The 18,658-nt window shown below is 60.2% G+C and carries 15 protein-coding genes; 12 read left to right on the top strand and 3 right to left on the bottom strand.

The features are described from left to right. Window positions 1-679 precede the first annotated feature (679 nt). The 10 genes from ACE3SE_RS08255 to ACE3SE_RS08210 all read left to right on the top strand — a co-directional run bounded on the left by ACE3SE_RS08255 (window position 680) and on the right by ACE3SE_RS08210 (window position 13,545). Window positions 680-1,138 (top strand): helix-turn-helix domain-containing protein, encoded by a 459-nt coding sequence (locus tag ACE3SE_RS08255; RefSeq protein ID WP_062790105.1) that lies wholly within the window; start codon window positions 680-682, stop codon window positions 1,136-1,138. A gap of 1 nt (window position 1,139) precedes the next feature. Continuing rightward, window positions 1,140-1,709 carry a PIN domain-containing protein gene (locus ACE3SE_RS08250; RefSeq protein ID WP_374554580.1) on the top strand — a complete coding sequence of 190 codons (570 nt, stop codon included), beginning with the start codon at window positions 1,140-1,142 and terminating at the stop codon, window positions 1,707-1,709. Between the two features lie 265 nt (window positions 1,710-1,974). Then, window positions 1,975-2,379 (top strand): hypothetical protein, encoded by a 405-nt coding sequence (locus ACE3SE_RS08245; RefSeq protein ID WP_374554578.1) that lies wholly within the window; start codon window positions 1,975-1,977, stop codon window positions 2,377-2,379. Between the two features lie 195 nt (window positions 2,380-2,574). Continuing rightward, window positions 2,575-4,164 carry a sensor domain-containing phosphodiesterase gene (locus ACE3SE_RS08240; RefSeq protein WP_374554576.1) on the top strand — a complete coding sequence of 530 codons (1,590 nt, stop codon included), beginning with the start codon at window positions 2,575-2,577 and terminating at the stop codon, window positions 4,162-4,164. Between the two features lie 412 nt (window positions 4,165-4,576). Continuing rightward, window positions 4,577-5,398, top strand: coding sequence for a hypothetical protein (locus tag ACE3SE_RS08235; RefSeq protein WP_131358942.1), 822 nt, complete (start codon window positions 4,577-4,579; stop codon window positions 5,396-5,398). 264 nt (window positions 5,399-5,662) lie between these two features. Next, window positions 5,663-7,351: a sensor histidine kinase gene (locus ACE3SE_RS08230; RefSeq protein WP_374554574.1), complete on the top strand. Its 1,689-nt coding sequence runs from the start codon at window positions 5,663-5,665 to the stop codon at window positions 7,349-7,351. Then, window positions 7,348-7,716, top strand: coding sequence for a response regulator (locus ACE3SE_RS08225; protein WP_062790120.1), 369 nt, complete (start codon window positions 7,348-7,350; stop codon window positions 7,714-7,716). The genes ACE3SE_RS08230 and ACE3SE_RS08225 overlap by 4 nt, the downstream gene beginning before the upstream one ends. 75 nt (window positions 7,717-7,791) lie before the next feature. Next, the gene (locus ACE3SE_RS08220) at window positions 7,792-10,566 is read left to right on the top strand and encodes an ATP-binding protein (protein WP_374554571.1); all 2,775 of its coding nucleotides are present in this window, start codon (window positions 7,792-7,794) and stop codon (window positions 10,564-10,566) included. Further along, entirely contained in the window at window positions 10,566-11,651 is a 1,086-nt protein-coding gene (locus tag ACE3SE_RS08215) for an HD domain-containing phosphohydrolase (protein ID WP_374554569.1), read from the top strand. Before ACE3SE_RS08220 ends, ACE3SE_RS08215 begins: the two co-directional genes overlap by 1 nt. Continuing rightward, complete coding sequence (locus ACE3SE_RS08210) at window positions 11,644-13,545, top strand: diguanylate cyclase (protein WP_374554567.1); 1,902 nt, start codon at window positions 11,644-11,646, stop codon at window positions 13,543-13,545. The genes ACE3SE_RS08215 and ACE3SE_RS08210 overlap by 8 nt, the downstream gene beginning before the upstream one ends. Window positions 13,546-13,627: 82 nt before the next feature. On the opposite strand, the gene phhA is transcribed toward ACE3SE_RS08210, so the two are convergent. After that, the gene (gene phhA, locus ACE3SE_RS08205) at window positions 13,628-14,521 is read right to left on the bottom strand and encodes a phenylalanine 4-monooxygenase (RefSeq protein WP_045846267.1); all 894 of its coding nucleotides are present in this window, start codon (window positions 14,519-14,521) and stop codon (window positions 13,628-13,630) included. Window positions 14,522-14,659: 138 nt separating this feature from the next. Between phhA and ACE3SE_RS08200 the strand changes: the two genes are divergently transcribed. Then, on the top strand, window positions 14,660-15,133 hold the full coding sequence (locus ACE3SE_RS08200) for an Lrp/AsnC family transcriptional regulator (RefSeq protein ID WP_045846266.1): 474 nt from the start codon (window positions 14,660-14,662) through the stop codon (window positions 15,131-15,133). A 1-nt stretch (window position 15,134) separates the two neighbouring features. Here ACE3SE_RS08200 and ACE3SE_RS08195 read toward each other — a convergent pair whose 3' ends face one another. Together ACE3SE_RS08195 and ACE3SE_RS08190 are read right to left on the bottom strand one after the other, a co-directional pair. Then, complete coding sequence (locus ACE3SE_RS08195) at window positions 15,135-16,058, bottom strand: DUF808 domain-containing protein (RefSeq protein ID WP_374554565.1); 924 nt, start codon at window positions 16,056-16,058, stop codon at window positions 15,135-15,137. A 126-nt stretch (window positions 16,059-16,184) separates the two neighbouring features. After that, a complete protein-coding gene (locus tag ACE3SE_RS08190) occupies window positions 16,185-17,093 on the bottom strand; it encodes an ion channel (protein ID WP_374554563.1) in 909 nt (302 codons plus the stop codon). A 99-nt stretch (window positions 17,094-17,192) separates the two neighbouring features. On the opposite strand from ACE3SE_RS08190, the gene cls reads away from it, so the two are divergent. Further along, a complete protein-coding gene (gene cls, locus ACE3SE_RS08185; RefSeq protein WP_374554561.1) occupies window positions 17,193-18,653 on the top strand; it encodes a cardiolipin synthase in 1,461 nt (486 codons plus the stop codon). Window positions 18,654-18,658 lie beyond the last annotated feature (5 nt).

The raw sequence follows: 18,658 nt of genomic DNA, 5'->3' as shown, positions 1-18,658 counted from the left end.
TTTTTGTCTTTGCTTTTCGATGGTTTTCTTGATGCACAAAGGACAAGCATCCGCTCACACGGATGATGTTTTGCATTGCCGCTTCCGCGCGGCAGACGGGAAAGGGATCTTTGCTTGGCCAAAGATCCCCACTACGGGAAAAGCTAGCGACATCGTATGGCCTGCGGCTGCCCTCCGGGGCCTGACACTGCTGCGGCACGGCTGGAACTCGCGATTGGCTAACGTCCAATCGCTCAGACAGCCAGCCGCTTAAAACCGCAGCAGCGCCACCCGTCGGCATGCTTGACGGGGCCCAAGGGTGGCATCGGTGCGGTGACTTTCCTGTTAGGAAAATGGGTTTATCCGGGAGCGTTGCGCGGTGGATCGCCCCTTTGGGGCATCCACCCTATGCGCTTGCCGTTCCGACCGAGAATCAAGGCGGCGTCATTTCTTGATGAGTGTCTGGCGACCTGAGGATTGTCTTGATGACTTGCGGTGTTTCGTTTGTTTCGCTTGTTTCGTTTATTTCGTTTGCGTATAGTAAGTTTGTGGCTTGGCAGTGCCAGCTGCGCAAGACGCTGGCAAGTCCAAAGCTGCATAGAGATGGTACTGCCATCTGTCATAATCTGACACACTGGCAACACACTTAAACTCGCGAACCCGTAAACCCGTAAACCTGTAAATCCGAAGAGTCGAGATCATGAATACGACGGTAGTAACTGGCCTTCCAAGCGAGGCCGAAGCAACGCTGGCCAAGGAAAGTGGTCGCCAGCTATCTCTGTACCTCAGCAGCAAGGAAGAGGCCCAGTCGATTCGGGTCATTGACCAGGCAGGTGAGCATGAAGCAGTACAGATTCCCACTGCTGCCTATCGCCTGTTGATCGATATCCTAGCGCAGATGGCACAGGGTAATTCGGTGAGTCTGATTCCAGTCCATGCGGAGCTAACCACTCAAGAGGCGGCCGATATGCTCAATGTATCCCGCCCGTACCTGGTCAAGCTGCTGGATGCCGGGGATATTCCCTTCCATAAGGTGGGTACCCACAGGCGTGTACGCTACCAGGATCTGGTGCAGTACAAAAACCGGAACCATACGGATCGTTTGAAGGCATTGGAGGAACTGTCGGCCCAGGCGCAAGAACTCAACATGGGTTATTGAAATGACGAGTTTTTCTGCGGTTTACGACGCATGTGTGCTGTACCCGGCACCATTGCGTGATCTGTTACTGCAACTTGCACAAGCTGATCTGTTTCGGGCCAAGTGGTCTGATCAGATTCATGATGAATGGACAAGAAACCCGCTGACGAGGCGCCCCGACCTGCAGCCTGCTCAGTTACAGCGTACGCGTGCGCTCATGAATCAGGCTGTTCTGGATTGTCTGGTCACTGGGCATGAGTATCTGATTGATGGCTTGACCCTACCCGATGAAGAGGATCGCCATGTGCTGGCTGCGGCGTTACGCAGTCGTAGTAGTGTCATCGTGACATTCAACCTTAAAGACTTTCCTGTCGATGTGTTGCTTGGTCATCAGATGGAAGCCCAGCACCCGGATGAGTTCATCATGCACCTTATCGATTTGAATCCGGCTTCGGTGCTGGAGGCTGTCAGGGCCTGTCGGGCCAGCCTGAAAAATCCGCCCAAAACACCGGAAGAATATCTTGCAACCTTGCTTCAGCAGGGCTTGCCGGAGACAGTAGCGTGGTTGTCTCAGTATAAGCTCGCCATCTAGTCGATATGACCGGCTTCAGATTTGAGGCCGGTTTGTTTTTGCCGCGGGTGGTGCTGTCTGGTTGGTCTGCCCTGAACGCAGTCACCGTGATCCGTAAGATATGGCTGCTTTTTGAAGAAAACTGTCACCTGCCATGACGGCAGAACTGGTCGCTCTGGCCGACTTGCGACCTTAGCGCTAGCCACTCTGACAGGAGGTCTGCCAAGACAGTGATCCGCCAAGATTTCCAGTAGACTTGGGCAACACCTTCCACACAAAGCGACTGATGATGACTTCACTGGCAGAATCCATGGTGCTGACGGTGGACAGAGATAGTGTCTGTGCAGGAGATGACTGTACATCGCATGCCCGCTCATTTTCCGTGCCATGTGCGGCGTCTCTGTCTGAGTTGATCCACCAGGCGAAAAAAGCGTGCGAGCTCGCAGGCATATCAGGTGGCAAGGCCACCTGGATTGTCGAAGCGGGAGGCTACGATGGAATGCCCATTGCCGTGGTGGCGCAGCAATGGGATGAAGCGCGCGCACTGATTACAAGCTCAACCACTATTGACCACCTGTTTGCCGATCTGGAGAAGCAGCTGTTCTTCAAGTATTGGTGCCAGGCCAACCCGGAAACAGTGTTCGACGCCCTTGTATCAAACAGCCCGCTGCCAAGTCGGTATGCTTCATAGCCCACGTGTTGCAGCAGCTTAAAGAGTAGCCAGAGAAGTCGGGGGGATTCAACCACCGCCCGATGCATGATTCAAATACGCCACCGTCCCACCGCTCAATCAAGCTCACGTAAAGTAGTCAATTACCATAGAATACTTTGATGATGCTGTGGTTTCTCACGTCCTCACGCTGCGGAGGAAGAACGGGGAGATAATGTGACCGACAATGTATCCGAAGCCGCCTTGCGGCATGGTCTGGCGGCTGGTGAATTCTGGCCAGCCTTCCAGCCGCAGTTGAATCTGGTCAGTGGACACATTTCTGGCTTCGAGGTGCTGGCGCGCTGGGACTCCCCGCAATATGGACGTGTCTCCCCTGCCATTTTCATTCCGCTGGCCGAGCGCAGCGGCATGTTGCATGCCCTGCTGCTGCAACTGATGGGCGAGGCCTGCCGCGTGGCGGCAAGCTGGCCGGGTCAATTCTCGCTGGCATTTAACCTGGCACCCAGCCAGTTTTTGTTACCGACACTGGTGCGCGACCTGCTGGACACCGTGGGTAGCAGTGGTTTTCCCTTGTCACGGGTGGTGATTGAAATCACCGAAAGCGAGCTGTTCCACGATAACGCCTCGGTGCAGCAGGTGCTGGATGACCTCAAACGACACGGCATGGCGCTGTCGCTGGACGATTTTGGCACCGGCTATTCCAGTCTGACCCGGCTGAATTCACTACCGTTTGATGAACTGAAGATCGATGCCAGTTTCGTGGCAGCCTTAAGCAGCGATACGCAATCGCTGCGGATCGTGACTGCCGTGCTGGGGCTTGGCCAAAGCCTGGGGCTCACCGTGGTGGCCGAAGGCGTGGAAAGCACGGAACAGGCTGCGGTACTACGCAAACTGGGTTGCGATGCCGGACAGGGCTTTCTGTGGTCCCCTGCGGTGCCGGCGGCACAAGCCTTGCAGTTGTTGCAGCAATGGGGCGTGGAGCCAACCCAGACCACGCTGGACCTGTCGCCCTTCCAGCGCCTGCACCAGCTGGAAGCGCTGTACCAGGATTCCCCGGTTGGTTTGTGCTTCATCGATTGCCAGATGCGCATTGTCAGTGCCAACCAGCTGCTGGCCCGCTATCTGGGTGTGGAGCTGGACTATATTCTGCGCAAGCCGGCCAGCCAGATATTCGGCCATGAAATGACCCCCAACCTGATGGCGGTGCTGGTGCGGGTGATGGCGGGTGAAGTCTGTGAAACCACCGAGTACCGCCATCAACCCAGCGGTACGACTTTCCTGATTGCCCATCAGCGCATTGTCGATGCCCAGCAACTTCCGCTGGGTGTGTCCTTGGTATTGGTGGACATTACCAGCCGTGTAGAGGCAGAGAGCCAGTTGCGGCAAAGCGAAACCCACTTCCGGACAGTGCTGGAGCTGGGCCCCAATGTCACCTGGCGGGCCAATTGCGACGGGCTGGTTGACTATATGGGTGAATTCGTCGATTGCCCGGCAGATGCCAGTTATCAGGAACGTCACGCTTGCTGGCTGGCGCGCATGGATCCGGATGACCGGGTGCGTGTACGCGAAACCTGGCTGCAGCACCTGCCCAGCAAGCAGCCGTTTCTGATTGAATTCCGCATTCTGTGGCCGGATGGCAGCTGGCGCTGGATGCGCAGCCGTGCCTTTCCATCACTGAACAAACAAGGCGAGGTGCTGGCCTGGTACGGCATCATTTCCGATGTCACGACCGAGCATGAATTGACGCTGCGCGTGGTGGCGCTGGAGCAGCAGCTGCACAAACTTCAGTCCAGCGCCTCTTGCTAGCGCAGCGGGGTAAGGCTTTTTCCACCTGAAAGACAAGCAAGGCGATTGCCGGAGCAACACCTGCCCAAGAACCTTGAGGCCTGCCTGATGGCGCTTGGCAGCCAGCAACACGACGGAGAACTGTCGGAGCATTGCAGCCATATGCAGACAAAAAAAGGGCCTGGGCAAATTGCCCAGGCCTGGCTTGATGCACGATTAAAGCCGCAGATTGCAACGGGACAGACTCACTCGCAAACCCGGCGCCACCGGGTATGCCCCTACCACTATGCAAACGCCGTGCCAGCTTTTTTCGGGATAAATCGTCAGTAAAATCAGACAAATTATGCTGCGCCGCACCAATAGCACGCCCTTCATGCACCGATTTCAGGATTTCCTGCACAACGCTGTTGCATGAGTACGCTATGATTAGCGCATGAACACGCCTGCCAATACCAGTAAACCGGCCCCGCCGCCCGAGCCCGAGCTGCGCGCCCCGGAAAGCGAGAATACCCTCGCCACCCTGGCCATGCCGCTGGGGGAATCCGTGCTTACCCTGACCGCAGGCTCGGCACCGGTCTATGGCATCCTGCATCGCAGCCGTGCCATGACAAGTCAATCAGATTTCTTCCGACTGCAATTTCGTGGTTTTGCCAGGATAGAAGGCAGCCAGTGGCAGCATTATGCCAATGACGATGCCCGCTTCCACGTTGCCTACAACTGCGCCTGGGTGCGGGTGGACCACCCCAGCCGTTCGGTTACCTTCGGCCCCAAGAACGGCATCAACTGCACCGAGGCTTTTCAAAACCTCGGGCTGGATACCTTTTTGTTTGCCCAGACCATCACCTGGGTCAAGGGCGCCTACCCGGACTACGCCATCAGCCCTGGCCTGATTGCCATTACCGGTAATGCCAGCGAAGAAGAAAAGCTGCGGCGCAACGCCTTTTACGCCAGCCAGGGTTTCCAGTTTGACTGGCAGGATGCAGCGCAACGCACCGGCCTGTTTTTCAAGGACAAGATCAACCGTTTGCTGGGCGTGTGGGACAAGGACCATATCCAGGAGGTGGGCGGCGAAGCCATGCTGCAATCGCTGGCCATGCAGGACGAGTCGCGCGTGGCGCTGGAGGACAAGGTCAATCGGCTGGAGGCTGCGCACAGCAGTATGAAGTCGGCCCTGCAGAAGGAACGCAATACCTCGCAAATCCTGATGGGCGTGCTGATCATCGGGGTGATGCTGGCCTTGTGGGCGGTGATTTAAATAGTCATTGCTTGAAATTCCTGTCGGTTTTTAAAGATGAATCCTATAAAAGACAGGAGCATGCCTTATGTCAAAGTACGCCATACAGCAGGCGAGGTAGCATGCCGCAAAGCTGAAAAACATACCGTGGTGCAAACCGGATCACACAGCGCATGACAGCAAGGCATCAGGACAGGGTGACGTTTACCTGTCGGTTCTTGCAGTACCTGCCAGATGGATAAAACAAGATTCTGGTTGCCTGCGGATACTGCGGGCGGGAGAGAGATGAAACAAGAGAAACGGGGAGTTGCCCGGCTGTTTGAGCACGGGCTTGGCGTGCTGAACCTGGAATGGATGATTCCATTGTTCAGCCTGTTCCTGATTGCCATGATCTGGAGCGCGGTGTTGTGGCAGGTGAATACCGACAAGGTACGCAGCCAGCTGGAAATGCAGCGCCAGAGCGAAAACCTGGTCCGGGTGTTCGAGGAACACATTTCGCGCACCATCCGCGCGGTGGACCAGTCGGTACTTTTCCTGAAGTACGAGTACGAGTCCGAAGGCAACAAGATGGACCTGCCGCACTACATCAAGCAGGGCATCATCCAGAGCCAGTTGTTTGTGCAGATTGCCATCATCGGCCCGGACGGCATGCTGGAAATGTCCAGCGTGCCCAACTTCAAGCGGGTTGACCTGAGTGACCGGGAACACTTCAAGGTGCATATCGGCCAGGACAATGGCCAGCTGTTCATCAGCAAGCCGGTCAAGGGCCGTGCTTCCAACAAATGGTCCTTGCAATTCACCCGCCGCATCAACAAGCCGGATGGCAGCTTTGGCGGCGTGGTGGTGGTATCGGTCGACCCGTTTTACTTCACCAGCTTCTACAAGGACCTCCACCTGGGCAAAACCGGGGTGGTTACCCTGGTAGGCCAGGACGGCATTGTCCGGGCCCGTACCAGCGCAGGCAGCTCCGGCATCGGCATGGACATCCACACCAGCGGGCTGTTCAAGCAATGGCCGGGCAAGGACCACGGCCAGTACCAGCAGTTGAGCAGCATCGACCAGATTCAGCGCACCGTAAGCTTCCGTGCGGTGGAAGGCTATCCGCTTGCCGTATTGATGGGAGTGGGCGAAAGCGAAGCCATGGCCGACTACTACGAACACCGCAATGCTTACTTCCTGGTGGCCAGTGTAGTCAGCCTGCTGATTTGTGCCGCCGGTTTCGTGATGTACCAGATGGCGGTACGGCTGAAAAACAGCAAGGCGCAAGCCGAATCGGCCAACCGCATGAAATCGGAATTCCTGGCGCACATGTCGCACGAGTTGCGCACCCCGCTCAACGGCATTCTGGGCTGCTCGGAATTCCTGCAAGCCACCCTGAGTGACCCGGGGGATCTGGAAACCGCCAGCATGATCCACAAGAGTGGCCAGCATTTGCTGACGCTGGTGAATTCCATTCTGGACATGGCGCGCATCGAGGCCGGCCGCATGCCGATGGAAATGGTGGAGGTGGATCTGGCGCGGATGTTGCGTGACACGGTGGAGTTGTTCCGGCCCAAGGCGGAAGGCAAGGGTTTGCAGCTGGAATTTGACTACCAGCAGGCCGCTGGCTGCCCGGAACACTTCCGGCTGGATCAGACCAAACTGACGCAGGTAGTGAACAATCTGATGCACAATGCAGTGAAGTTTACCGAACAAGGCAGCATACAGGTAACGGCCAAGGTGAGCGCCCACCAGTTGCAGTTGGCTATCCGCGATACCGGCTGCGGTATTCCGGCAGACCAGCAACAACTGGTATTCGAGCAATTCCGTCAGGCAGAAGCCTTCCTCACCCGGGCGCAAAGCGGCTCCGGCCTGGGGCTGGCACTGGTGAAGGAGCTGGTGCGGCTGATGGAAGGCAAGGTCAGTTTCGAATCACAAGTCGGCGTGGGAACGGTGTTCCACGTCAGCATTCCGCTGGAAGGAAAACAAGCATGAGCAAGCTGGACACCATTCTTGTCGTTGATGATGACGAAATCAATCGCAAGGTGGCAGGCCTGTTTCTGCAACGCATGGGCTGGAAGACCGATCAGGCCGCCAGCGCCTTCGAAGCACTGGAACATCTGCAGCAGCACGATTACCACTGCGTGATGCTGGACATCAGCATGCCGGGCATGAGCGGCATCGAACTGTGCCGCCAGCTGCGTCAGGAGCCGCGCTGGCAAAACCTGCACCTGATTGCCTACACCGCACACGCCATGAGCGACGAGCAACAAACCATTCTGCAAGCGGGCTTCAACGCCATTGTCACCAAGCCGCTGACCCGCGACAGCCTGGTGGCGGCGCTGGACAGCATCAAGTGATGTTGTGCTGGCAAACACCCGCAGAATAACCATGACAACCCTTGCCTGATAAACCCAGGTGGAGCACCGCTGGCCGTGCAAGAACAAAACAGACAGCCCGATACCACAACACGCGCCGAAACCGGCCCGGCACCTGCTCCGGCGGCAGGTTTCGACTTTCAGCACGCCGCCTTGCAACAGCTGGAGCAACTGGGCGACCTGATACTCGCCTGCCGGCAGGACGGACAACTGCTGCACGCCAATCAAGTCTGGCTGGAAAGCCTGGGCTATTGCGCGTCGGAACTGGGCACGCTCAACATCTACCCTTTGCTGGCCGTGGATAGCCGCACGGCATTCCGCACCCAGTGCCAGCGCTTGCAAACAGGCCAGGCACCACAAGCCATTGCGCTGGTGATGCACGACCGCATGGGCCAGGCACTGTCGATGCAGGCCTGCTTTTTTCCCTTGCCCGGTCATGGTGTGCAGGTGGTGTTGCGCGATCTGACCGCACAAAAGAAACAGGCACTGTGGCTGTCCACCCTGCTGGACAATATGGACGATGGCATCATCGCCATGGACACGGACGGGCTGCTGACCTATATGAACCAGCAGGCCGAACGCATCTTGCACTGGAAGCTGGAAGAGCTGCACGGCAAGAACGTGCACAAGCACATTCACCACCACCGTGCTGACGGTGCGCCGCTGTCAGTGGAAGACTGCCCGATCTACGACGCGGTACGGCAAAAAAGTACCTATCACTCCAGCGATGAAGTGTTCTTCCGCAAGGATGGCAGCATGGTGGCCGTGCGGGTAAGCAACACCCCCTTGCTGCTGGAAGGCCAGCTGGTGGGCAGTGTCACCACCTTTGCCGATGTCAGCGCCATGCGGCTGCGCGAACAGGAAATGCGGCAGGCCAAACAGGCAGCAGAGGCGGCGGCGCGCGCCAAGAGCGAATTCCTGGCCACCATGAGCCATGAAATCCGCACGCCGCTCAACGGGGTGATCGGCATGATAGACCTGCTGATGGACACCCCGCTGGATGCCGAGCAATCCGACTTTGCCCGCACCATCAAGATGTCCGCCGACACCCTGCTGTCCATCATCAACGACATCCTGGACTTCTCCAAGATTGAAGCCGACGGGCTGGAAATCGAAACCATCGATTTCTCCCTGCGCCAGCTGCTGGAAGGCACGGTGGACATTCTGGCCAACAAGGCAGATGGCAAGGGCCTGACCCTGGCCAGCTTTGCCACGCCGGAAGTGCCGGACAGCCTGCAAGGCGACCCTACCCGTTTGCGCCAGATACTGCTGAACCTGCTGTCCAATGCCATCAAGTTCACCGAACAGGGCATGGTGCTGGTTTCCGCCACCGTCGAAGGCAGCGACGACGACAAGCAGCTGCGGCTGTGCGTCAAGGACACCGGCATCGGCCTGTCCGAACAGGCCAGAAGCCGCTTGTTCCTGCCCTTCTCCCAGGCCGACAGCTCCACCACGCGCAAATACGGCGGCACCGGCCTTGGACTGGCCATCTGCAAACGGCTGGCCGAGGCCATGGGTGGCAGCATCGGGGTGGAAAGCACGCTGGGCCAAGGCTCGGAATTCTGGATCAGCATCCCGCTGCATGCCATCAAGGGTGACAGCTGCCTCTCGGCAGGCCCGCAGCTGGACCAGCATCTGGTGCTGCTGGCTGGCGACAATGCCTGTCAGCAATCCCTGTGGCATCACTATCTGGACAGCTGGGCCATACCGCACCACTGCGCCGACAGCCTGGCAAGCCTGCTGGAAACCCTGCGCCGACTGGATGCAGCCGGTAGCAAGCCCGATGTGCTGCTGCTGGTGGAACCCTTGCCGGATGCCACGCTGGAGCAGGCAGCACAAACCCTGGCGGTGGAAGGCATCCCGCTGGTGGTCTGCCTGCAAGGACAAGACAACCAGCGCAAGACCAGCCTGGCCCAGCAAGGCATTGCCGTGCTGCACAAGCCGATGAAGCAATCTGCGCTGCTGGATGCACTGACCATTCAATGGGCACCTGGCACCATCCGCCTGCACACCCCGGAAGTGAGCAACAGCCAGGCCACGCAGACTGCCAGCGCGCAGCGCCATCACCATTTGCTGCTGGCCGAAGACAACCCGGTGAACCAGCGCGTGGCCGCCAGCATGCTGCACAAGCTGGGCTATGGCGTGGATGTGGTGAGCGACGGAAACGAAGCGCTGGCCGCAATAGCACAGCGGCATTATGATGCCATCCTGATGGACTGCCAGATGCCGGGCATGGATGGCTACGCCGCCACGCGGCAACTGCGCCGTCAGGAAAGCGAGTCGGCACAAGGTGGGCACCTGCCGGTGATCGCCATGACCGCCAATGCCATGGAAGGCGATCGGGAACTGTGTCTGGCCGCCGGCATGGACGACTATCTGGCCAAGCCGATTGAATACGCCAGACTCAAGGCCCTGCTGGAACTCTGGCTGCCCCAACAGCCTGCCGCAGACAGCGCAACCGCCAGCGCAGCCAATACTCCGCGCGGCCAGGTGCAAGGCAGCCTGACCGTGCAGCGCCTGACCGAGTTTCTGGGCGACGACCCGGCAGGCATTGCCGAAATGCTGGATATCTTCCGTGACTCGCTGCAACGCTGGCGCGAACGCCTGCGGCTGGACATGCGTCATGGCGGACAGGGGCTGCGGCAACTGGCGCACGAGCTCAAGGGCAGTGCCGCCAATGTCGGGGCCGATGCCCTGGCCTCGCTGGCCGGTCAACTGCATGCCGCCGCGCTGGATGGCAAGCCGGATGCGATCCGGCACATTGCCGCACAGATTGAAACCGAAATGGAAGACCTGCTGGCCTTTATTGCCGCGTACGGAAAGGATGATTGATGTCCCACGTCATCGTGGTGGACGACAACGACACCAACCTCTTGCTGCTACGCCATATCCTGCAACGGCTGGAAGGCGTCACGGTGGACACCTTTGCCGACCCGCAACTGGCACTGGCCTGGTGTGCCGAGCAGGAACCGGACCTGGTCTTGCTGGACTACATGATGCCGGAGATGGACGGTCTGGAATTCATGCGCCGCTTCTTTGCCCTGTCGCAACGGCAGGATGTGCCGGTGGTCATGGTTACCGCCGATACCGAACGCGATGTACGTCACCTGGCCTTGCAACAGGGCGCGCGGGATTTCCTCACCAAACCGGTGGACAAGGTGGAGCTGACGGTACGGGTGCGCAACCTGCTGGCACTGCGCAAAAGCAGCCAGCAACTGGCCAACCGTGCCGCGTGGCTGATGGAAGAAGTCAAACTGGCCACGGCGGAAATCCGTGCCCGGGAGAAAGAAGCCATCCTGCGCCTGTCGCGCGCAGCGGAATACCGCGACCCGGAAACCGGCGCCCACCTGCTACGCATGTCGGCCTATACCCGGCTGATTGCCCGCCAGCTGGGCCTGCCCCAGTCCGAACAGGAAATGCTGCAGGAAGCCGCCCCCATGCACGATATCGGCAAGGTGGGCATTCCGGATGCCATCCTGCTAAAACCCGGCAGGCTGACCGAACCTGAAATGGCCATCATGCGCCAGCATCCGCTGTTCGGGCATGAAATTCTCAATGGCTCCGTCTCCCCCTTGCTACAATGCGCCGCCGTAGTGGCACTGAGCCATCACGAAAAATACGATGGCAGCGGCTATCCGCATGGCCTGCGCGGCGAGGACATTCCCTTATGGGGCCGTATCGTGGCGGTGGCGGATGTGTTTGACGCCCTCACCTCCTCACGCCCCTACAAACCAGCCTGGCCACTGGAAAAAGCCAGGCACTACCTTGAAAGCAACAAGGGCAGTCACTTCGACCCGGCCTGTGTCGAAGCGCTGTTTGCCCTGTGGCCCGAAGTCATGAACATCCGCCAGCAATACGCCGACGAACAAGAGCTGTTCAGCATGCCGCAAACGCCACCCGGAGCGCCGTATGCTTGAGGCCAGCAAGTTCAACGAACTGAAAATCAGCGGTAATCTGCCCTCGCCCAAGGGCACGGTATTGAAAATCATGGAGTTGAGCGAGCACAACAATGTGCCGCTGCCCGAGCTGATTGCCGTGCTGAATACCGATCCGGTCATGATTGGCCGCCTGCTCAAGCTGGCCAACTCCGCCTCCTTCGTGCGCAGCCGCCCGGCGGTGGCGCTGACGCCGGATGTGCTGATGTCCATCGGCCTGAATGCGGTACGCCAGATTGCCCTCACCTTTGCCCTGGTGGCGGAACACCACCGTGGCGAATGCCAGCAATTCGACTACAACCTGCACTGGTCGCGAGCGCTGGCCTGTGGTGCCGCCATGCAGCTGTTGGGTCAGCAGTTGCGCATTGCGCCGCCAGGCGAGCTGTTTACCATCGGCATCCTGTCCTCCATTGGCCAGCTGGCCATGGCCACCTTGCATCCGGTCGAGTATGGCGCGCTGATCCAGGCACAGGGCAGCCCTTACGCACGGGGCATGACTCGCCAGGAAGAAAGCCGCTTCGGCTACCACCATCTGGACATTGCCGGCGCCCTGCTGCGCGACTGGGGCCTGCCGGCCATGTTCTGCGATGCCGTACGCCAGCATGAAGACCTGCCGCCGGTGGATGTGGCGGAACACTCACGTGCCGGCAGGCTGGCACTGTGCCTGCATCTGGCCAGCCGTCTGGCCGATGTCTGCCTGCTGGAAGGCCAGGCACGGGCACATGGCTATGAAGAACTGAAAAAGCAGGCCTGCAGGCTGGAAGTGGACCCGACACATTTTCCACGGCTGTGCGACGAGGTGGTGCAGGAGTGGCGCGACTGGAGCGCCCAGCTGTCCATCAGCACACCAAGGCAGGAGTCCTTCTCGCTGCTGGAACGCCGCCAGCCTGCACCAGCTGAACCCGCGGGTGCGGAAGAAGAACTGCCAGCACTGCATATCCTGGTGGTGGAGGATGAAGCCAGCCAGCGCATGATGCTGCAGCGGCTGCTGCAGATCCTCGGCCATCAGGTGGATGTTGCCGCCAACGGTCAGGAAGCATTCGAGCTGGTGCAAAAACAGCCGCCGCAACTGGTGATTACCGACCTCGCCATGCCGGAAATGGATGGCATGGAGCTGATCCGCCGCCTGCGCGCCCTGCCAGACGGACGGCAGCTGTACATCATCGTGCTGACCATTCTGGATGACGAGGACAATCTGGCAGCCGTGTTCAGCAGCGGCGCGGACGACTTCATCAGCAAGCCGATACCGCCGCGCATCCTGCAAGCGCGGCTCAAGGCCGGGCAGCGCATCATTCTGGAGCAGCAAAACCTGCGCCAGGAACAGGCCCGCCTGCGCCGTCATCTGGAAGAGCTGTCCATCGATAACCGGCTGGCGCAGGAAGCCGCCCAGACCGATGGCCTCACCGGCCTGTACAACCGTCACTATGCCATGCGCTATCTGCCGCAAATCTGGGAAGAAGCGCGGCTGGCGCAACAGCCCTTGTCGGCACTGATGCTGGACATCGACCACTTCAAGGTGGTGAACGATGAGCACGGCCACGATGTGGGCGATAACATCCTGCAGCAATTTGCCGGCATCCTGCGGCTGTTCTGCCGTCGTACCGACATCATCTGCCGCTTTGGCGGTGAGGAATTCCTCATCATCCTGCCAGACACCCGGCTGGATACCGCCATCCAGGTGGCCGAGCGCATCCGAGCCACGCTGGCCAGCCGCAATCTGGTGACGGCCGGGCTGTCGCTGTCGCTGACGGTGAGCATCGGCGTGGCGGAAAACCAGGCACAGCACAAGTCGGTGGAAGCGCTGATCAAGAGTGCAGACCAGGCGCTGTACCGCGCCAAGCGCACCGGCCGCAACCGAGTGGAAGCGGCTCCCTGACCCCACGCGGTACATGACAAGGGCCAGCTGCCGTCACGGCGCTGGCCCTTGTCCTTTTGTGGCTGGCAAAACCGGCAGCGGATTACAGGTCGTCGGTGTCCGCCCAGCCTTCGCGATTGCCACGCTGGAACACCTTGTCGTCCGGGGCGATGTCCCCGGCACCCAGTACCGGCTGTTGCAACAACTGCTGGTAGATGGGGGTGAAGTCCACCGCCGTGGCATCAAACAGCTGCTGGAAGCTGTCGATGACGAAATAGGTTTTCTGGAAGGTGTCGATGCGATAGCGGGTACGCATCAGCCGTTGCAGGTCGAAGCCGACCCGGTTGGGGCTGGCACTATCCAGGCAGTATTGCGACTCGGACTTGCTGGACACGATGCCGGCACCGTAAATGCGCATGCCCTGCGGCGTGTTGATCAGGCCGAACTCCACCGTGTACCAGTACAAGCGTGCCAGCACCGGCAGGAAGCCCAGATGCTTGGCCTTCATGCCACCCTGGCCATAGGCTTGCAGGTAATCGGCAAATACCGGGTTCATCAGCAGCGGGACATGGCCGAACAGGTCATGGAACACGTCCGGCTCTTGCAGGTAGTCCAGCTGGTGCGGTTCGCGCAGCCACCAGGTCACCGGAAAGCGGCGGTTGGCCAGGTGCTCGAAAAACACATCATCCGGAATCAGCCCCGGCACCGCCACAATGCGCCAGCCGGTGGCTGCCAGCAGCTTCTGGTTGAGCACGGCGAAGTCCGGCACGCGGTCGGCGTCCACTTCCAGTTGCTGCAAGCCCTGCATGAACTCGTCACAGGCCCGGCCCGGCAGCATCGCGCATTGGCGCTGGTATAGCGTGGCCCAGGTGGCGTGGTCGGCCGCGCTGTAGCGCTCCAGCGGCTGCGGCAGAGTGTAATCGGCCGCATCGTGGGTCAGGCCCAGGTTTTTGCGGGTGGTGATGTCGGGAACGACAAAATCGCTGCGCTCGTTCATGGCGGCACATCCGGTAGGTGGGGATGTCTTCAGTGTAGAAGCCAGCGCCTGCGGCAGGTCCGCAAGTTTTGCCAATAATGCATTTTTTTTGCATACTTCCCGCACCAAACCGTCAATTTACGCAGGAAATCAGCAAAAATGGAACTGGACCGCTTTGACTGGCAGATTCTGCAAGCCTTGCAACAGGATGCACGCAGCACGCACCAGAAGCTGGCACAAGAGATTCCGCTGTCGGCATCGCAGATAGGACGCCGCCTGCAACGCATGGAAGAAAACGGGGTGGTACAGGGCTATCAGGTGAATATCCTGCCAGACCGGATAGGCCTGTCGGTGATGGCCTTTGCCCACGTCAGCCTGGAGCGGCACAACGAAAGCGCCTTGCGCGAATTTGCCCAGGCCATCCACGCGCTGCCGGAAGTGCTGGAGTGCTATGCCACCGCGGGTGAGGCGGATTACCTGCTGCGCATCGTGGTGGAGGACCTGCCCTCGCTGTCGCGCTTTGTGATGAACCGGCTGATGCAGCTGTCGCTGGTGCGCAGCGTGAAGTCCACCATCATCCTGGACGCCATCAAGCACACCAGCAAACTGCCACTGCCACACACGCGCAGCTGAATCAGCGGCGCAGGCGCTGCCAGGACAGCAGCAGGCCCAGCGCCAGCGTACCGGCCAGCATGCCCACCAGCACATCCAGAATGGCGGGCAACAGCAGGCGGGCCAAAGCGCCGACACCCGGCAGGTGCGACAGCGGGTGCACAAGGCCTTCGATGGCGTGGTGCAACCAGGGCCAGCCATGGCTGATGATGCCGCCACCCACCATGAACATGGCCACGGTGCCAATCACCGCCAGTGCCTTCATCAGCCAGGGCATGCCCTGGATCAGCCCGCGTCCGATCAGGCTGTTGATGGCACCGCCACGGCGCAGCAGGAACAGGCCGATATCGTCCAGCTTCACCAGCAGGCCGACAAAACCATATACGCCCACGGTCATGATCAAGGCCACGCCCACCAGCACCACCAGTTGCGAGCTAAAGGCCGCCGATGCCACCGTGCCCAGCGTGATGGCGATGATTTCCGCCGACAGGACAAAATCGGTCCGGATGGCACCTTTTACTTTTTCCGCTTCGAGCTGCAGCAGGTCGATGGCCGGGTCGGCCAGCATGGCGTCCAGTTCGGCATCATGGGCGGCTTCTTCCTCCTTGCCGTGCAGCAGCGGATGCGCCAGCTTTTCCATGCCCTCCAGGCAAAGATAAACCCCGCCCAGCATCAGCAAGGGCATCACTGCCCACGGCGCAAAGGCGCTGAGCGCCAGTGCCAGCGGCACCAGGATGGCCTTGTTGCGCAAGGACCCGCGCGCCACCGCCCATACCACCGGTAATTCGCGTTCGGCGCGCACGCCGGCCACTTGCTCGGCATTCAGCGCCAGGTCATCCCCCAGCACCCCGGCGGTCTTGCGCGCGGCCACTTTGGTCATGGCCGCCACATCGTCCAGCACGGTGGCAATATCATCAATCAAGGTTAACAGACTGGCTCCCGCCATGAATTTTCCTTCACTTCCTGATGCGGCTGGCCCGGTGGACCGCCGCTGTTATTGGCAGTCGGCATCGAGGCCGACCGTCCTGAGCGACAGGCCGTGTCATTGTAGCGGAAGCAAGGCTGAGGGGAATCACATGCCGGGAGCATCCTGCGGTGACGGGCTGGCAGGCATGGGGGAGATGGCGTGCAGCAGACCGAAATCGACGTGGTCTTCGCCCTGTTCATCGGTGTACAGCAAGTCCTGGTACTGGTGGTTCCAGCGGATGTCGTCGTGACGGAACACATGGCGTGAGGCCATGCTCTGGCGGGTGATTTCATCGCTGCCGCTGATAGACAGGATGAAACCGGCATGCAAGCCGGTCAGCGCATCCGCATCCAGCCCGTACAGCGGGCTGTGCTCGTCGATCACATGCATCAGCGTCCAGCTGAGCACGAACATGGGATGGTGCTGGCGTTGCAGCTTGAGGTCGTGCAGGCGGCGCAGGCGGGTGCCCTCGCGACTGACGGTATCAAACAGCACATGCAGCTGGGCGGTGGCATCCACGATGACATTCTGCCGGGCATTGGCGGCCCGCAGCATCAGTACCGGCACGCCATCCATCTGGCGGATCACCGGATTCCTGGCAAACACAATGCGCGAGCGCGGCAGGGAAAAACGGGCAAAGGTCACGCCGGTCACCAGTGCCAGGCTCATCATGCCGATGAAGATTTCCAGCATGCTGATGATGTGGGCGTAAACCGTTTGCGGGTGCATGTCGCCGTAACCCACGGTAGCCAGGGTTTCCACGCTGAAGAAAAACGCACCCCGGAAATCGCGCGGAAACTGGTTGGCAATGCTGGCCTCGCCCAACTGGTACAAGCTGGCAAACAGCATGTTGAGCACAAAAAACAGTGCGGCAATGGCCACGTAAAACTGCGGCCAGCTCATGGTCATGGCCACGTGGTAGATGTCGTGCCCCAGTTTCAGCGGCAAGCGATGCACATGAATGATACGCCCGCCCACCTCCAGCTGCCGACCCTTGCCCCCTGCTCTACCCATATTCCGCCCTCCTGCTGTGAGCCGCCATTGTGTGCAGCGCCCATGGCGACGTCAATGCAGGCCGCCATGCGCTTTGGACGCTGCCGGCCAGGCTCTGGCATGATGGAACGCATGCCTGCCTCCGCCACCCTCATCGTCCTGCTGCATGTCAGCCTGCAACTGCTGCTGATCATGCGCGTGCTGCTGCGCCCCAACCGCGACCCGGCCGCACGGGTAGCCTGGACCGTCGTCGTCGCCACCATGCCGGTGATAGGCATGCTGGCCTATCTGCTGCTGGGTGAAGTAAGCATAGGCCGCCGCCGCATGGCCAGGCTGGCGCGCATCCAGCAGCGGCTGCCTGCCCTGCCCGCCTTGCCGCAGACTGTCCCCTTAAGCGCGCTATCCCCCACTGCGGCGCAGCTGTTTCGCGTGGGCCAGTCCATCAGCGGCTTTGCCCCCAGCGCGGGTAACCGGGCCGCATTGCAGGCTGACAGCAACAGCACCATAGACCGCCTGGTGGCGGACATTGATGCCGCGCAGCAGCATGTGCATCTTCTTTTTTATATCTGGCTGCCGGATAACAACGGCAGCCGGGTGGCCCAGGCCCTCATGCGCGCGGCGCAACGTGGCCTCAGCTGTCGGGTATTGGTGGATGATGTGGGTTCGCGCCTGCTGTTGCGCTCCGCCCTGTGGCAACAGATGAAAGACGCCGGCGTGAAAGCGGCGGCGGCCCTGCCGGTGGGTAACCCCTTGCTGCGCCCGTTCAGCGGGCGGATAGACCTGCGCAATCACCGCAAGATCGTGGTGATAGACCACTACACCGGCTACTGCGGCAGCCAGAACTGTGCCGACCCGGAATTCCGCATCAAGCCGCGCTTTGCCCCCTGGGTGGATGCGGTGATCAGGATGGAAGGCACGGTGGTACAGCAGATGCAGCGGTTGTTTGCCACTGACTGGATGCTGGCCACCCACGAAGACCTGCTACCGCTCTTGAGCGCCACGCCACTGCCGCCACAGGACAGTTCAGGTCCTGGCGTGCTGGCCCAGGTGATAGGCACCGGCCCCACCGCACGCCATTCAGCCATGCCGGAACTGTTTGTCGCGCTGATGTACAGCGCACAGCGCAGCCTGACCATCACCACCCCCTACTATGTGCCGGACGAGGCCTTGCAATCGGCACTGTGCGCTGCGGCCCAGCGCGGGGTGGCCACCACCTTGCAACTGCCGGCCCGCAACGATTCGCTGGTGGTAAGCGCCGCCAGCCGCAGCTATTACGCCGAGCTGCTGGCCGCCGGTGTGGTGATTGCCGAATATCACGGCGGCTTGCTGCACAGCAAGCTGCTGACGGTGGACGAGGACCTTTGCCTGATCGGCTCGGCCAATCTGGACCGGCGCAGTTTCGAGCTGAACTACGAAAACAATCTGCTGTGCCACGACCGGGCGCTTACCACGGCCTTGCGCCAGCGGCAGCAGCAATACCTGCAGCATTGCAGCCTGGTAAGCCCGGAACAGGTAAGCGCCTGGCCGCTGTGGCGACGGTTGTGGAACAATGCGGTCGCCATGCTGGGGCCCTTGCTGTAAGGCGG

It is taken from the genome of Aquitalea pelogenes, assembly GCF_041914625.1.
Taxonomy (GTDB): domain Bacteria; phylum Pseudomonadota; class Gammaproteobacteria; order Burkholderiales; family Chromobacteriaceae; genus Aquitalea; species Aquitalea pelogenes.
The sequence above is the reverse complement of the archived record's forward strand: the minus strand, read 5'-3'. Positions and strand labels throughout refer to the sequence as shown.

Coding starts and splice junctions, on each gene's coding strand:
- ACE3SE_RS08255 (WP_062790105.1), top strand. CDS start 680: ATGAATACGACGGTAGTAACTGGCCTTCCAAGCGAGGCCGAAGCAACG.
- ACE3SE_RS08250 (WP_374554580.1), top strand. CDS start 1,140: ATGACGAGTTTTTCTGCGGTTTACGACGCATGTGTGCTGTACCCGGCA.
- ACE3SE_RS08245 (WP_374554578.1), top strand. CDS start 1,975: ATGATGACTTCACTGGCAGAATCCATGGTGCTGACGGTGGACAGAGAT.
- ACE3SE_RS08235 (WP_131358942.1), top strand. CDS start 4,577: ATGAACACGCCTGCCAATACCAGTAAACCGGCCCCGCCGCCCGAGCCC.
- ACE3SE_RS08230 (WP_374554574.1), top strand. CDS start 5,663: ATGAAACAAGAGAAACGGGGAGTTGCCCGGCTGTTTGAGCACGGGCTT.
- ACE3SE_RS08225 (WP_062790120.1), top strand. CDS start 7,348: ATGAGCAAGCTGGACACCATTCTTGTCGTTGATGATGACGAAATCAAT.
- ACE3SE_RS08215 (WP_374554569.1), top strand. CDS start 10,566: ATGTCCCACGTCATCGTGGTGGACGACAACGACACCAACCTCTTGCTG.
- ACE3SE_RS08210 (WP_374554567.1), top strand. CDS start 11,644: ATGCTTGAGGCCAGCAAGTTCAACGAACTGAAAATCAGCGGTAATCTG.
- phhA (WP_045846267.1), bottom strand. CDS start 14,521: ATGAACGAGCGCAGCGATTTTGTCGTTCCCGACATCACCACCCGCAAA.
- ACE3SE_RS08200 (WP_045846266.1), top strand. CDS start 14,660: ATGGAACTGGACCGCTTTGACTGGCAGATTCTGCAAGCCTTGCAACAG.
- ACE3SE_RS08195 (WP_374554565.1), bottom strand. CDS start 16,058: ATGGCGGGAGCCAGTCTGTTAACCTTGATTGATGATATTGCCACCGTG.
- ACE3SE_RS08190 (WP_374554563.1), bottom strand. CDS start 17,093: ATGGGTAGAGCAGGGGGCAAGGGTCGGCAGCTGGAGGTGGGCGGGCGT.
- cls (WP_374554561.1), top strand. CDS start 17,193: ATGATGGAACGCATGCCTGCCTCCGCCACCCTCATCGTCCTGCTGCAT.